General features: G+C 67.0%; 12 protein-coding genes. 4 read left to right on the top strand and 8 right to left on the bottom strand.

Annotated features, from left to right (window positions below; all coding sequences use genetic code 11):
* Complete coding sequence (locus tag VH326_RS06120) at positions 1-765, bottom strand: hypothetical protein (protein ID WP_329630919.1); 765 nt, start codon at positions 763-765, stop codon at positions 1-3.
* A gap of 106 nt (positions 766-871) precedes the next feature.
* Here VH326_RS06120 and VH326_RS06115 point away from each other — a divergent pair, with 106 nt between their 5' ends.
* Entirely contained in the window at positions 872-2,923 is a 2,052-nt protein-coding gene (locus tag VH326_RS06115; RefSeq protein WP_329630918.1) for an NAD(+) synthase, read from the top strand.
* Positions 2,924-2,933: 10 nt separating this feature from the next.
* On the opposite strand, the gene VH326_RS06110 is transcribed toward VH326_RS06115, so the two are convergent.
* The gene (locus VH326_RS06110) at positions 2,934-3,197 is read right to left on the bottom strand and encodes a hypothetical protein (protein ID WP_329631005.1); all 264 of its coding nucleotides are present in this window, start codon (positions 3,195-3,197) and stop codon (positions 2,934-2,936) included.
* Positions 3,198-3,274: 77 nt separating this feature from the next.
* Here VH326_RS06110 and VH326_RS06105 point away from each other — a divergent pair, with 77 nt between their 5' ends.
* On the top strand, positions 3,275-4,171 hold the full coding sequence (locus tag VH326_RS06105) for an alpha/beta hydrolase (RefSeq protein WP_329630917.1): 897 nt from the start codon (positions 3,275-3,277) through the stop codon (positions 4,169-4,171).
* Positions 4,172-4,333: 162 nt separating this feature from the next.
* Positions 4,334-4,612 (top strand): UvrB/UvrC motif-containing protein, encoded by a 279-nt coding sequence (locus tag VH326_RS06100; protein WP_329630916.1) that lies wholly within the window; start codon positions 4,334-4,336, stop codon positions 4,610-4,612.
* Positions 4,613-4,638: 26 nt separating this feature from the next.
* Here the strand turns inward: VH326_RS06100 and VH326_RS06095 are convergent, their stop codons facing one another.
* The 3 genes from VH326_RS06095 to VH326_RS06085 form a co-directional block, all read right to left on the bottom strand.
* Positions 4,639-5,208 carry a hypothetical protein gene (locus VH326_RS06095; RefSeq protein WP_329630915.1) on the bottom strand — a complete coding sequence of 190 codons (570 nt, stop codon included), beginning with the start codon at positions 5,206-5,208 and terminating at the stop codon, positions 4,639-4,641.
* A gap of 222 nt (positions 5,209-5,430) precedes the next feature.
* The gene (locus VH326_RS06090) at positions 5,431-6,591 is read right to left on the bottom strand and encodes an alpha-hydroxy-acid oxidizing protein (protein ID WP_329630914.1); all 1,161 of its coding nucleotides are present in this window, start codon (positions 6,589-6,591) and stop codon (positions 5,431-5,433) included.
* A 92-nt stretch (positions 6,592-6,683) separates the two neighbouring features.
* A complete protein-coding gene (locus VH326_RS06085) occupies positions 6,684-6,926 on the bottom strand; it encodes a hypothetical protein (RefSeq protein ID WP_329630913.1) in 243 nt (80 codons plus the stop codon).
* A gap of 138 nt (positions 6,927-7,064) precedes the next feature.
* On the opposite strand from VH326_RS06085, the gene VH326_RS06080 reads away from it, so the two are divergent.
* The gene (locus VH326_RS06080) at positions 7,065-8,585 is read left to right on the top strand and encodes a lipopolysaccharide biosynthesis protein (protein WP_329630912.1); all 1,521 of its coding nucleotides are present in this window, start codon (positions 7,065-7,067) and stop codon (positions 8,583-8,585) included.
* Here the strand turns inward: VH326_RS06080 and VH326_RS06075 are convergent.
* The 3 genes from VH326_RS06075 to VH326_RS06065 are packed head-to-tail and all read right to left on the bottom strand — an operon-like array spanning position 8,537 to position 14,450.
* On the bottom strand, positions 8,537-9,202 hold the full coding sequence (locus VH326_RS06075; RefSeq protein WP_329630911.1) for a 4'-phosphopantetheinyl transferase family protein: 666 nt from the start codon (positions 9,200-9,202) through the stop codon (positions 8,537-8,539). The genes VH326_RS06080 and VH326_RS06075 overlap by 49 nt on opposite strands.
* On the bottom strand, positions 9,199-13,191 hold the full coding sequence (locus VH326_RS06070; RefSeq protein ID WP_329630910.1) for an amino acid adenylation domain-containing protein: 3,993 nt from the start codon (positions 13,189-13,191) through the stop codon (positions 9,199-9,201). Before VH326_RS06070 ends, VH326_RS06075 begins: the two co-directional genes overlap by 4 nt.
* Positions 13,188-14,450, bottom strand: coding sequence for a cytochrome P450 (locus tag VH326_RS06065; RefSeq protein ID WP_329630909.1), 1,263 nt, complete (start codon positions 14,448-14,450; stop codon positions 13,188-13,190). The genes VH326_RS06070 and VH326_RS06065 overlap by 4 nt, the downstream gene beginning before the upstream one ends.
* Between the last annotated feature and the right edge of the window lie 3 nt (positions 14,451-14,453).

Here is a 14,453-nt window from a genome sequence, read left to right as displayed (position 1 = left end):
TCAGTGGGCAGCCACGGGAAGTACAGCGCCAGGTAACGGCGCGGCGGCTGGTTCCTGGAAGGCACGTCGTTCACGATTCCACTCCACGCGCCACTTGGCGCCGGCAGGCCCGGCGCGACGGCGCAACAATTCCACGTCGAACGCCGGATCGCCCGGCGCCCCGGCCGCGCTGCCATCGGCGAGCGGCACCGACGGTGCCGACGCCACCCGCCAGCGCGTGTCGGCGACGCTCGGCGCTTCGGCTGCGGCGATTCGCAACAACAGCACCGTCACCCCCGACGCTTCGGCCGCCAGCATCAGCCGCCGAGTCGCAGTGAGGTCGAGCGGCTTGGGATCGCCCCAGCATTCGATCAGCAACGCCCCCAACCCAGCGCATCGCGCCGCGTCGTTCGCCGCCTTGAGTAACGCGGCATCGTCGGCGACCAGCCCGAGCATCACCGCGCCGCCGTCGAACCCCAGCTCGACAAGGCCGCCGGCGTGGAGCTTGCCCCCCTGCCGTTCGCCCCCCTCGGTGCGAAGCCACAACAGCGGCTTTCCCTCGCCCGCGCGCAACGCCAGCAAGGCACCGAACCCCGCCGCTGCGCCCGCATCGCCGCTCTCGCTAGCGACGACCTCGTGCAGCCGCCCGCGGCACAGCCCGCCATCGAGCCATGCATCGACGACTTCGCACCCGGTCGCGAACCGCACGACCTCGCGCGGCGCGGCGCGCTCCAAACGCGCCAGCCGCCGTCGCAACTTGCTGAGCGAGGCAACCGACTCGGACATTACGTGTTCATGATATGTTCTCAATCGCGCTGCGCAAGCCTTTCTTTCGTCCCGCCGTTCCACCGTGCGGATAGCGCCTGTCGCGAAACCCCGCTAAATGCGCGGCATGGCGAAGACGCATCGTTTTTTCTCGCATCACGCGCACGAATTCCTGCGGGTCGGCGCATGCACGCCGATCGCGACCGTCGGCGACATCGCCGCCAACGCCGCGGAAACGATCGCGCTCGCCAAACGCGGGCACGAGGCGGCATGCGACTTGCTCGTCTATCCCGAGCTCAACATCAGCTCGTACGCGATCGATGATCTCCACCTCCAGGAAGCGATCCAGCGCGCGGCGCAAGACGCGATCGCCGAGGTCGCCGCAGCGACCGCCAAGCTTCGACCCGTGCTGCTCGTCGGCGCGGCGTTGCCCAAGGACGGGCGGCTGTACAATTGCGCGGTCGCGATCCATCGCGGGCGCATCCTCGGCGTCGTCCCCAAAAGCTACCTGCCCAATTACCGCGAATATTATGAGAAGCGCTGGTTTGCGAGCGGCGCCGGGATCAGCTGGGACGAAATCAACGTTGCCGGGCAGACCGCACCGTTCGGCACCGACCTGATCTTCGCTGCGAGCGACTTGCCGCATTTCATCTTCCATGCCGAAATTTGCGAGGATTTCTGGGGGCCGATCCCGCCCTCGAGCCTCGCCGCGCTCGCCGGGGCCTTGGTGTGCTGCAACCTGTCAGCGTCGAACGTCGTCATCGGCAAGGCGCGGCAAAGAATGTTGCTCTCGGCGGCGCAGTCCGACCGCGCGATCTGCGCCTATGTCTTTTCCGCGGCGGGGCCCGGTGAAAGCACCACCGACCTCGCCTGGGACGGCCAGGGCATGGTCCACGAGCTCGGCGAGCTGATCGCCGCGTCTGCGCGGTTCGACGATGCACCCGAATTGCTCGTCGCCGACGTCGATTGCGGCCGGTTGCGCCAGGAACGGATGCGCAACCCGACCTTCAACGACACCGCGCGCTTCACCGGGGTCGAAGCCGACGATTTTCGCCGCATCGGCTTCGAGGCCAAGCCCGATTTCGCCGATGTCGGCTTGCGCCGTGAGATCCGCCGCTTCCCGTTCGTCCCCAACACGCCCGAACGGCTCGACGACGATTGTTACGAGGCGTTCAACATCCAGGTCTCCGCGCTCGTCCAGCGCATCGTCGCGGCCAAGGCGGAGCGGCTGGTGATCGGCGTGTCGGGCGGGCTCGATTCGACCCACGCGCTGATCGTCGCGGCCAAGGCGATGGACCGGCTCGGTCGCTCGCGCGATCACATCCTCGGCTATACCATGCCGGGGTTCGCGACGAGCGAGGGGACCAAAGGCAATGCATGGGCGCTGATGCGGGCACTCGGCATTGCTGCGGAGGAGATCGATATCCGCCCCGCCGCCGAACAGATGCTCAAGGATATGGGCCACCCGTTCGCGAGCGGCCAACCGGTCTATGACGTCACCTTCGAGAACGTCCAGGCGGGGCTGCGCACCGACTACCTGTTCCGCCTCGCCAACCGCCACAACGGCCTCGTGGTCGGCACCGGCGACTTGTCGGAGCTCGCGCTCGGCTGGTGCACCTACGGCGTCGGCGACCAGATGAGCCATTATGCGATCAATGCCGGCGTGCCCAAGACGCTGATCCAGTTCCTGATCCGCTGGTGCATCCGCACCGGCCAGTACGATGCCGAGACCGACCGCGTGCTCGACGCGATCGTGGCGCAGGAGATCTCGCCTGAACTGGTCCCGGCCGACGCCGGCGGGGCGATCCAGTCGACCGAGGACAAGATCGGGCCGTACGCGCTCAACGACTTCTTCGCGCACTATGTCGTCCGCCACGGCATGGCGCCGTCCAAGATCGCGTTCCTCGCCTTGAAGGCGTGGGAGGATGTCGAGCGAGGCCGCTGGCCGCGGGATTTCCCCCCATCGGCGCGCGTCGCTTACGATCTGCCGACGATCCGGCACTGGCTTGAGGCCTTCCTGTTCCGCTTCTTCGCGATCAGCCAGTTCAAGCGCTCGGCGATCCCCAACGGGCCGAAGGTCTCGGCGGGCGGGTCGCTCAGCCCGCGTGGCGACTGGCGCGCACCCTCGGACGGGACGGCCAAGCCTTTCCTCGACGAGCTCGCGGCGAACCTTCCTTAATCCTCCCCGTTCACGGGCAGGATTTACTCGCCGCGCTCAGGTCCATGAAGTCGCGCGCGGCATCGCGGTCCGCCTCGTCCTCGAACGCCACGTCGAGGTCGGGCGCGACGCCGAGCATGTGCATCAGCGCCCATAATGCGAACCGCCGCCCGCGATCCTTGGTCATGCCGAACTCGACCCGCATCCGCTCGGTCCCCGCCGCCAGCCCGCCGGGCGACAGCGAAGCGAGGTCAGTGGCCCCGAAATAGCGGCGGAGCTGATCGTCGAGGTCCATCGCCGCACCCTGCCCCTGACCGGGCTTGCCGACAAGCCGCCGCCCTGCGAACGTGGCCGACGACAAAGGAGACGCGCATGAAAGCTCAGGCGAACGGCATTGAGATCGAGTTTGAGGATTATGGCGACAAGGACTCGCCGCCTGTGCTTCTCATCATGGGGCTCGGCGCGCAGCTGACCCTGTGGCCGATGCCGATGGTCGATCAGCTGGTGGCGCGCGGCTATCGCGCGATCCGTTACGACAATCGCGATGTCGGGCTGTCGACCAAGTTCGACCACGAGCAAGCGCCGGCGATGGCCGCGATCATCGGTGAGATGATGATGGGCGCGAAGCCGGACGTGCCCTATCTGATCGGGGACATGGCGGCCGACGCGATCGGGCTGCTCGACGCGCTCCGCATCGCCAAGGCACACATCATGGGCGCGTCGATGGGCGGAATGATCGCGCAGATGGTCGCGGCGGCCTATCCAGAGCGCGTGCTGTCGCTGACTTCGATCATGTCGACCACCGGCAACCCTGCGCTGCCCTCGGCGACGCGCGAAGCGATGGCGGTGCTGACCCAGCGCCCGACGAGCAGCGACGAGGAATCGATGGTCGCACACGGCGTCCGCGCCGAAAAGGTGATCGGCAGTCCCGGTTACCCCGCTGACGAAGCCGAGCTGAGCGAGCGAGTCCGCGCCAGCTTCCGCCGGATGCACTATCCGCCCGGCATCGCGCGCCAGATGGCGGCGATCGTCGGCAGCGGCGATCGCCGCGAAGCGCTCCGCGGCATCACCGCGCCGACGATGGTGATCCACGGCGTCGACGACCCGCTCGTGCCGCTCGCCGGCGGCCGAGATACCGCCGAGACGATCCCGGGCGCGAAGATCGTCGAGATCCCCGGCATGGGGCACAACCTGCCTGAGCCGCTGATCCCCCAAGTCCTCGACGCGTTCGAGCAAGTCGCGCGCAAGGCCACGGCACCCGCCGCCTAGCCGAAATTCGCCCGGTTTCGCACGATCGCGCGGGCCAAAGGTCACACCAAGGTCACACTATCACGCTGCCCTGCGGCGGTGGTGATAGTGGGCGTTCGCCATCGGCTTCGATCGCAAATGGGCCATATTGAGCCTACCCGCATGGTTGCGCGTTTCGCACCCATGACCAGCGACATCGAAGCCATCCGCCTGCGCATGGAAGCCGCCGCCGCAGCCCTCGACTTCGAGCTGGCCAAGCGCCTGCGCGACCAGCTCAACCTGATGCGCGGCGGCGCCACGCTCGCCGAAGCCGAAGCGAGCGACACGTCGGGGATCGATCGCCAGCAGCCCGGCAAGATGGGCCTCGGCACCAGCCAGCAACGCATGACGCCGCCGAAGGGGTGGAAGCCGCCGCGAAAGCCCGATCTGATGACCGGCGGCCGCGGCAAACGGCGGCGCTAAACGGCGGATAGCGCGCAGATTAGCCGCTACAGTTCGTTGCTCTCGTCCTCCGACGGTGCGTCCGAAGCAGCGTTGTCAGCAGAATTGGAGGCGGCGCCAATTCCGTTAGCGATAGGCTCATCGACTGAGGGGATACGCCATCGCTGCTCAGGTGATTGAGCGGGCAGACCCAGCATCAGTTCGCACGACGGGACAATCTGGTTGAACGGCTGGGTCATCACGGCTGGTTCATCGCGAATGCCCGCCGTTTCGATGCAGCGCCTCAGGTCGATATCAGGCGCGAACAACGCCATACGATTGCCTATACGCCGCGCAGCTTCGCCAGCGTTCGCGTTCTTCACGATGTCCGAGAATTCCGTGCGGAGTTTGCCTGCATCAATCCGGCGTTCAAGCCCAGCACCACAAATCCGATCTGCTTCGGCACGCATCCCACCGGCCTGCTTAATGAGATAACGCCTTGCGCTCTCGGAATCGTAAAAACTGCAGCTGTCATTACTGGGCAGGGAGATGATTGTCATATCGGCATCGCGGTTAGTGCCGCTCAAGATGTCGGCGAAATCGTTGCAAGCGGATACGCGCGTATCCTGCGTCGTCATTCGTTCCGCAGAACGGCTACGAATTTGTCCAAGTCCGGTTGAACATCTGAGAACTTGCAATCTGCGACGGTCGTCGGCGCGCTTCGACGCTTGCCACTACACATCGTAACAAAAAGCAGTGCCCCCAACCCCAAGCCAGCCCATAATATAGTTGGACTATTGAATGGTGAGCGACCGTTCGACGGTGGAGTTGAGTCACTGTCGGTCATTTTTCGCCCCCCTTTACGCCCGCGCCGCCCCCGCCTTCCGCACATCCGCCAGCGTCGGCATCCCGTTCACCGCCATCATCAGGTCCGCCTCCGCCAGGATGCACTTGAGCACGTGCGCCGCGCCCGCCGCGCCATCGAGCGCGAGGCCGTAGACGAACGGGCGCCCGACGCCGACCGCGCTCGCACCGAGCGCCAGCGCCTTGATCACGTCGCTGCCCGATCGGATGCCGCTGTCGAACCACACCGGCGTGTTCCCTGCCGCCGCGACCACGCCCGGTAGCATGTCGATCGCCGCGATCCCGCCATTGGCCTGACGCCCGCCATGGTTCGAGCAGAACAAGGCATCGGCGCCGAGATCGACCGCCTTCTTCGCGTCGTCGGGGTGACAGATGCCCTTGAGCACGATCGGCATTTTCGTCACCGACTTGAGCCACGCCATGTCGTCCCAGGTCAGCGGCCGCGCGAATTGCGACGCCCATAGCATCGTCGCTTCGGCGGGCGCCGACGCCGGATCCTTGCCGAGCATCTTTTGGAACACAGGATCGGCAAAGTAATTGGTCAGCACGTGGCCACGAAGCTGCGGGAAATTGCCGGCGTTGAGGTCGCGCGGGCGCCAGCCGGTCACCCACGTGTCGAGCGTCACCACCAGCGCGCGATACCCCGCCGCCTCGGCGCGATGGATCAGGCTTTCGGCCAGATTTTTGTCGCGCGGGGTATAGAGTTGGAAGAAGCCGGGCACGTCACCGAGGCGCGTTGCCACATCCTCCATCGTGTCGTTGCCGAGCGTCGAGACCGTCATCGGCACCCCGGTCATCGCCGACGCCTGCGCCGCCGCGATATCGCCATGCTGGTCCTGCGAGCACATGCCGGTGACGCCGATCGGGCTCATGAAGATCGGGCTGTGATAGGTGTGGCCGAAAATCGTGTTCGACAGGTCGCGTTGCGTGGTGCCGACCATCATTCGCGGCACCATGCCCCAATGGCGGAACGCCGCGGCGTTGCTGTCCTGAGTCCATTCGTCGCCGCAGCCGCCCTGGACGTAGTTGAGCACGTGGCCGGGCATCGCCGCGGTCGCGCGCTCGACCAGCGTGGCGAAGTCCACCGGCAGCTTGGTCAGCACGCCGCGCAAGCCGGCGCCGTAGATCTCGTTCTGGTAATCACCGAAATGCCCCATCGCCGCGCCTCTCCTATCGGGTTTTGGAGCGGTTATGGCCGATCGCGAGGCCTGCGTCTCGCTTCGATCTCGCTAAAATGGGCGGACGAGGGTCAGCCCTTGTCGGGGCTCGACTCCGCGCGGTCCGCGGCGGGATAATCCCCGGGCTTCACTTGGCTGACATTGGGGCGATCCTCGACCTTCTCGGGATCGTTGCCGCCGGGCGTGCCCTCGAGCGCGCGGTCCGGGCCGCGATCGCCGGTCCGCTCGCCGCGCAGCCCGCCTTCGGCGAGTGGGCCCGGATTGTCGGGGTCGGGGGTGCCGTAAAGGTGGATGCCGTCGTCTTCGCCGGTCATGGTTCGCTCCATCGTCGCACCAAGCGCCAACGGATTGCGCTCGACTATGTTGCGTGAGGCCTGCTTTTCGCGCCGAATCCGCTCCGGCGGACCTCACCTTTAGGCGCGCTTTAAGCATCTTGTGCGCACAATGCGCGGATGCAGTCTCCGTCCGATCCGCTCGATTCCGAACCCGAGCCGCTGTTCGCGCAGGCGCGGCGTGCGGTAATCTGGCGGTCGGGCGCGCAGATCGTCGGCCAGATCATCACCTGGGCGGCGACGTTTTTGGTGATCCGCATCCTGAATCCGAACGATTACGGCCTGTTCGCAATGACTCAGGTCGTGCTGGCGATGCTCAACATGCTCAACGGCGCAGGCCTCGCGAGCGGGCTGATCCAAAAGCCCGACGCCGACGAGCGCACGGTGCGGCAGCTGTACGGCATGCTGATCGTGCTCAATTTTTCGCTCGGCGCGCTGCAATTCGCGATGGCGCCCGTCGTCGCCGCCTATTTTCGCCAGCCGATCGTCGCCGACCTGTTGCGCGTCCAGTCCTTCCTCTATTTCACGACGCCGTTCGTCGCGTTCCCGTATGCGCTGCTCGCCCGCGCGATCGACTTCAAGCACCAGGCGCGGGTTTACCTGCTGTCGTCGGTGACGGGCGCGCTGACCGCGCTGGCGGGGGCTTATACCGGGCTCGGCGTGTGGACGCTGATCGCGGCGCCCGCGGTGCTGTACGTCACGCGCGCAATCGGGATGACGGTCGCATCGGGGCACCATTACCGCCCATTGTTCGATTTCCGCGGATCTGGCGCGCTCGCGAAGTTCGGCGGGCTGATGGCGGCTGGGCAGTTGTTCTGGTTCCTGCAGAGCCAGGCCGACGTGTTCATCGCGGGGCGCGTCCTCGACCCGGCGACGCTCGGCCTCTACACGACCGGGCTGTTCCTGACCCAGATCCTGGTGTCGAAATTCGTTCCAGCGATCAACGATGTCGCGTTCTCGATCTATGCCCGGATGCAGGACAACCGCTCCGCAGTGGCCGAGGGATTCGCGCGGTCGGCGCGGATGGTGATGCTGGTGGCGATGCCGTTCTACATCGGGCTTGCGGTGACCGCGCAGCCGCTGGTCGCGACCGTGCTCGGGCCAAAATGGGTCGACGCGGCACCGCTGGTGCAATTGCTCGCGCTGGCGATGCCGATGATGACGCTACAAGTGCTGTTCAGCCCGGCGTGCAGCGCGATGGGCCGCCCAGGGATCACCGTCCATATCGGTGCGATCGGCGCGGTGTTGCTGCCAGCTTGTTTCCTGGTCGGGTTGCGCTGGGGTGTGACCGGGCTCGCCGCTTCCTGGTTTGTCGCCTACCCGATCTACCTCGCGATCACCGCGGTGCGGGTGCTGCCGGTGATCGGGCTCAGGGCGACCGCACTGGCCCGCGCGATCGCGCCGACGATCGGGGCGGCGCTCGCGATGGGGGCGCTGGTGATGCTTCTCGACGATGTACTGCCGCAGATGGCGGTGCAGCTGCGGCTGCTGGCATTGGTCGGGCTGGGCGCGGCGGTCTATGCCGGCTGGCTGATGCTGTTCACGCGCGATGTCGTGCTGGAAGCGATCTCGATGGCGCGCGGCAAGCCGTATCAGCCGGCGGTCGCACCCTCGGGCAAGCGAGTCACCAGCGCTGCCTGAAAACCGGGCGCGGGTTCGAACGACACGAGCGACCACCCTGCCGCGCCGGTGACGAAACGCGCGGCCTTATCGACCGAAACCTCGAACGCATCGAGCGGATAGGACAGTCCGAGGCCGATCGCCTTCACGAACGCTTCCTTGCGCGTCCAGCAATTGTAGAACCCCGCGACCCATTGCTCGGCGGGAAGCGCGTCGAGCGCGGCGACCTCGGCGGGCGCGAACAGCCGCGCGGCGACGCTGCGGCAGGCGAGCTCGGGATTGCGCCATTCGAGGTCACACCCGATTGCCTCGCAGCCGAACGCAAACAATGCGCGGCCATGCGAGTGCGAGAGGCTGAAGTGGAGCTTGGGACGGTCAACGAGGAACGGCTTGCCGTACGCGTCTGCCGCGATGCGCAGCGCGGCGGTTCGCTCGCCGGTCCTTTCGGCGAGCAACGCTCGCAGTTGTCCCCGCCGCGCGATGTAGCGGTCGCGGTCGCGCGCGAAGCGGAACCGGCTCGCGCACTCACGCTCGCCGGAATCGAGCGTCGCGTGGAAATTCGCGAGCGCAGCAGGCGCCACTTCGAGCTCGACCAGCACGACCTCGTTGGTCTGCGACAGGTCGATCGTCAGAGTCACGCTGCCGCCGCGCTCTGTCCGGGCTTCAAGGCGCGCTCGATCGAGTCGCGCAGCCGGGCCGCGAAGACGTCGGCATTGGGCGGCTCGGTCATCGTGCCGTGGCTGCCGGGAATGTCGTGCGCTTGGAGCGGGCCCGTAACGATGGTCGCCCAACCCGGCCGCGTGTCGAGCACGTCGAGGCGTTCGGTCGGCTGGAACAACGCGACCGCGCCGTCATAGACGCCGGGCGTGTAGCCGTACGCCGCCTGCTCCATCACCGCCGCGAAAGGCCGATAGCGGCCGTCCGGGCGGTCGGCGTCGGCCATGCCGACTTCCTCCAGCATCCCGCGCGCGCGCTCGAGGGCATAGCCGAGGCGCCGGTTGAACGGCAGGCTGTTCCACACGCCGAGATGGTAGCGCGCCTTGCTCATCCGCATCTGCGCGGTGGTGATCTCCTGGAACGCGACCGGATTCATCGTGTGGCCGAGTGCCAGCAGCGGAACGTCGTCGCCGTCGGCGCGAAGCTGGCGCGCGATCTCGAACGCCAGGATGCCGTTGGTGCACCAGCCGCCGATTAGATACGGTCCGCGCGGGCGGCGCTGGCGGATCACCGCAACCACGGCGGCGGCGATATCCTCGAACCGCATGCCGGGCTTGAGGTCGCGCTCGAGGATCGGGCCGAGCGCGAGGCCGAGGAACGGCCGATCAGTGCCCATCGCGTTGGCAAGCGCCAGGAAGGTCGGGCCGCCATCGATCCACAATAGCGGCAGTTCGTCGCCGAGCGGCTGGAGCGGGACGAGCGCGCCCACCTCGACGCCGGCGTCACCGTCGATCAGTGTGGCGAGCTTGGAGAGCACCGGCGCGCCGAAGAATTCTGCCATGCCGATGCGGCGGCCCCAATGCTGCTCGATCCGCACGAGCAGCCGCGCGACGAGCAACGAATGACCGCCGAGCTCGAAGAAACTGTCGTCGCGGCCGACCGCGGGGATGCGCAAGATGTCGCACCAGATCGCGGCCAGCGCTTGCTCGGTTTCGCCCTGTGGCGGCTCGATCGCGGCGGCGGCGTTCCCGCCCGGCTTGGGCAGCGCCTTGCGGTCGATCTTGCCGTTGGGCGTCATCGGCAGCGCGGGCAACAGCTCGATGGTCGAGGGGATCATGTATTGGGGCAGCGTCTGCGCGAGGTGCTCGCGCATCTCCGCGCGGCTCGGCTCGGCGCCACCGTGCGCGACGACATAGGCGGCGAGCGCGCGTTCACCCGACGCGTCCGGCCAGCTGCGGACGGCGGCGGCGGCAACCTCAGGATGCGTTGCGAGCGCACCCTCGATCTCCTCGACTGACACGCGATAGCCGCGAATCTTCTCGTCATTGTCGACACGGCCGAGGCACAGGATTGTCCCGTCCGGACGCCAGCGCGCGAGGTCGCCGGTGCGGTAGAGCCGCTCGCCGCGCACCTCGACGAAGCGCTCCGCGGTAAGATCGGGACGGTTGCGATAGCCCTTCGCGAGACCCGCGCCGCCGATGAACAATTCGCCGGTCACGCCGATCGGCGCGGTGTTGCCGTAGCGGTCGAGGATGTGGATGCTCGTGTTGGCGATCGGGCGGCCGATCGGGACCGGGCCGGTGCTGCCGGTCACGCGCGCGACGGTCGACCAGATCGTGGTCTCGGTGGGGCCATAGACGTTCCACACCTCGCCCGCACGCATCAGCAACGCTTCGGCCAGGTCGCGCGGGAAGGCTTCGCCGCCGCACAGAACCCGCAAGCTCGGTGAGCCTTGCCAACCGGCCTCGACCAGCGCGCGCCACGTCGCTGGGGTCACCTGCATGACGCTCGGGTTGGCAGTATGGATCAGGTCGATCAGCGCGCGCGGATCGACTGCGCTGTTGCGCGGCGCGACGATCAACTCGCCGCCGGCGATCAGCGGCAGGAACAGTTCGAGCATCGCGATGTCGAACGACAGGGTGGTGACTGCGAGCAACGAATCGCCCGCGCCGAACCCAGGCTGCTCGCGCATCGACGCGAGCAGGTTGATCAGCGCGCCGTGACTGATCTCGACGCCCTTGGGGCGGCCGGTCGAGCCCGAGGTGTAGAGGACATAGGCAAGGTCGCCGGCGGCGATTTCCGCAGCGGGCACGTCGGTCGCCGAAGCGCCGATATCGTCCACCAGGACGCGCGGCAGCGCGCATCCGGGCAGCACGGCATCCAGCTTGCGTTCGGATAGCAACGCCTTGGCGCCGGCCTCCCCGACGATGTAATCGAGCCGCGCCGGCGGGAAGTCGGGATCGAGCGGAAGGTACGCCGCGCCGATCCGCAACACGCCAAGCAACCCTGCAACCATGTCGGTCGAGCGATCGAGACAGACGCCGACGAGGTCGCTCTTGCCCAACCCTGCCGCGCGCAACGCCGCGGCGATGGCTTGCGCCCGGGCATCGAGCGCGGCGTAGCTTATCGACTGGTCGCCGAACCGCACCGCCACCGCATCGGGCCGCGCCTTCGCCTGCGCCGAGACCGCCTCGACCAGCAATTTCGCCTTGTGCCGCCGCGCGGTGTTGTTCCAGTCGACCAGCAACTGCGACTCCACCGAATCGAGCAACGGCAAGTCGCGGATCGGGCACCCCATGTCCTCGGCCACCGCGCGCAATATCGTGAGCCAATGCCCGATCATCCGGCGGATCGTCGATGGATCGTAAAGCTCGGTCGAATAGAGGAACCGCCCGATCATCCCGTCGGGCCGCTCGTCGAGTTCGAGGTAGAGGTCGAACTTCGCGCCCCCGACCACCACGTCCATCTGGGTCAAGTCCCAGCCGTCGGCGAACGGCTCGACCGGCGGCTCGATCGAGAACAGGCAGTTGAACAAAGGATGCGTGCCGGGCTCGCGCCGCACGTCGAGCGCGCGCACCACCTCGTCGAACGGCGCCTCGCTCGCGCCGAGCGCGCCGAGCACGGTCTCGCGCACGTGGCGCACGAAATCGCGAAATGCGAGGTCGCCCTTCGGCTTGGCGCGCAATGCGATGGTGTTGAGGAAATAGCCGACCACCTGGTCGAGCTCGGGCCGGCGGCGAAGATCGGTGACCCCGCCGACGATAATGTCCTCCTCGCCCGAATAACGATGCAGCAGCGCGTGATAGGCCGCGAGCAAGGTCATGTAGAGCGTCACGCCTTCGCGCCGGCTCGCCTCCTTCAACGCCTCGGTCAGATCGTGCGGGATCTGGAACACTTCCATCGACCCGGCGTGCGTCGGCCGCGCCGCCTTGATGCGGTCACCGGGGATTTCGAGCTTGGCCGGCGCGTCGGCCAACGTCGTGCGCCAATAATCGATCTGCTTCTGGATCGGCGCGCTCTTGAGATGCTCCCGCTGCCAGATCGCATAGTCGCCATATTGCAATGCCGGCATCGGCAGCGGCGACGGCTCGCCGCGCGCGAACGCTTCATAGATCGCCGCCAGTTCGGGCACGATCACGCGATAGATCGCGACGCCATCGAAGATGATGTGGTGGAGCGTGAAATAGAGCCGGTGATTGTCGTCGGACAGCTTGACGATCCGCGCGCGGAACAATGGGGCGTCGGACAGGTCGATCGCGCGGCGGGCGTCATCGCTGCCGATCTTGAGCGCGGCGGCATCGCGCTGGTCTTCCGGCAAGTGGCTGACATCGTCGAACGGCAGCTCGATGTCGCGGTGCGGACGGACGTGCTGGACGAGCTCGCCCGCTTCTTCGACGAACGCCGTCCGCCACGCTTCGTGACGGCGCAATATCTCGTTGACGCTGCGCGCCATCGCGTCGCGATCGAAGCTGCCGAAGCGATGGATCGTGATCGATTCGTTATACAGCGGCACGTCCGGCGCCATGATGGCGTGGAGCCACACCTGGCGCTGGTCGGCCGATAGCGGGATCGCCGCGCCCGGCCGGCGCGGCTGGATCGGTGCGGGCTTGTCGGCGGGCGCGATGCCGCCGCGCATCATCTTTTCGAGCAACTGTCGTTTCGAATCCGACAGCGCGGCGTGGGCGTTCACGCGGCCCGCTCCCCCGCGCGGAACGCGATCGGCAACGCGGTGAGCCCGCGCAGTCCGGAATTGGTCCGCCATTCGAGGATATCGCTCGTCACGCTGAGGTTCTGGAGCCGGCCGACAAGCGCGGGAAACGCGATCCGGGCCTCCATCCGCGCCAAGGCCGCGCCGAAGCAGAAATGCGCCGCCCAGCCGAACGCCAGATGGCGGTTGTCGGTGCGCGTCAGATCGAGCGTGTCGGGATCGGCAAAGCGTTCCGGATCGCGATTGCCCGCCGCCATCACCGCCATCACCGCCTCGCCCTTGCGGATCAATTGGCCGCCCATCATCGTATCGGCGGGGCAGATCCGTGCGGTGTGCTGGCTTGGGGTCTCGAAGCGCAGCAATTCCTCGACGGCGCTGGCGATGATCTCCGGATTGTCGCGCAACTGCGCGAGCTTGTCGGGCTGGCGGATCAGCGTCAGCAGGCCGTTGCCCATCAGGTTGGTCGTGGTCTCCTGCCCGCCGACCATCGTCACGATGGTGTTGGCGATGACCTCGTCCTCGCTAAGCCGCTGGCCGTCGACTTCGGCGTCCATCAGCGAGCGGATCAGCCCGTCGTGCGGGTTTCGCTCCTGCTCGCGAACCGCGTCACGGAAATAGCCGGTCATATCGGCGACGCACTTGAGCACGTCGCGGATGCGATCGGGGTTATGCTGGAAATTGCCGAGCATCTCCGCGAAGGTCGCCGACCACGCCTTGAGCTGGCGATGATCGTCGAGCGGCACGCCGAGCAGACCGGCGGTGACGATCGCCGGAAACGGCTCGGCAAAATCGGCGATCAGTTCCATCTGACCATTGCCGATATGGTCGTCGATCAGCTGGTGCGCGATTTCGTGGATCTTGCCTTCCATCGCCTCGACCCGGCGCGGGGTGAACGCGCTCATGCAGAGCTTGCGCAGCCGCGTGTGCGCGGGCGCGTCGAGGAACAGCATCTGCTTGGCCATCACATCGGCGACCGGGCCGAGCGACGGCAGGCCGAGCGCCTCCATCTTGGCGACGTCGGGCGTGCGATCCGCGCTGAATTCCTTCAGCACGAAATGGACGTCCTCGTACCGAGTGACGACCCAGGTGTGCATGAACGGGTCCCACGCCACCGGCGCTTCCTCGCGCAGGCGCTTGTAGAACGGGAACGGGTCGGCGTGGATCGCCGGCTCGAGCAGCTGGAACAGGCTCAGGCTCGGGTCGAGCGCGGCGGCCGCCTTGATCGGTGCTTGGTCGGTCATGGA

The sequence above is a fragment of the Sphingomonas sp. genome (assembly GCF_036269755.1).
GTDB lineage: Bacteria > Pseudomonadota > Alphaproteobacteria > Sphingomonadales > Sphingomonadaceae > Sphingomonas.
The sequence above is the reverse complement of the archived record's forward strand: the minus strand, read 5'-3'. Positions and strand labels throughout refer to the sequence as shown.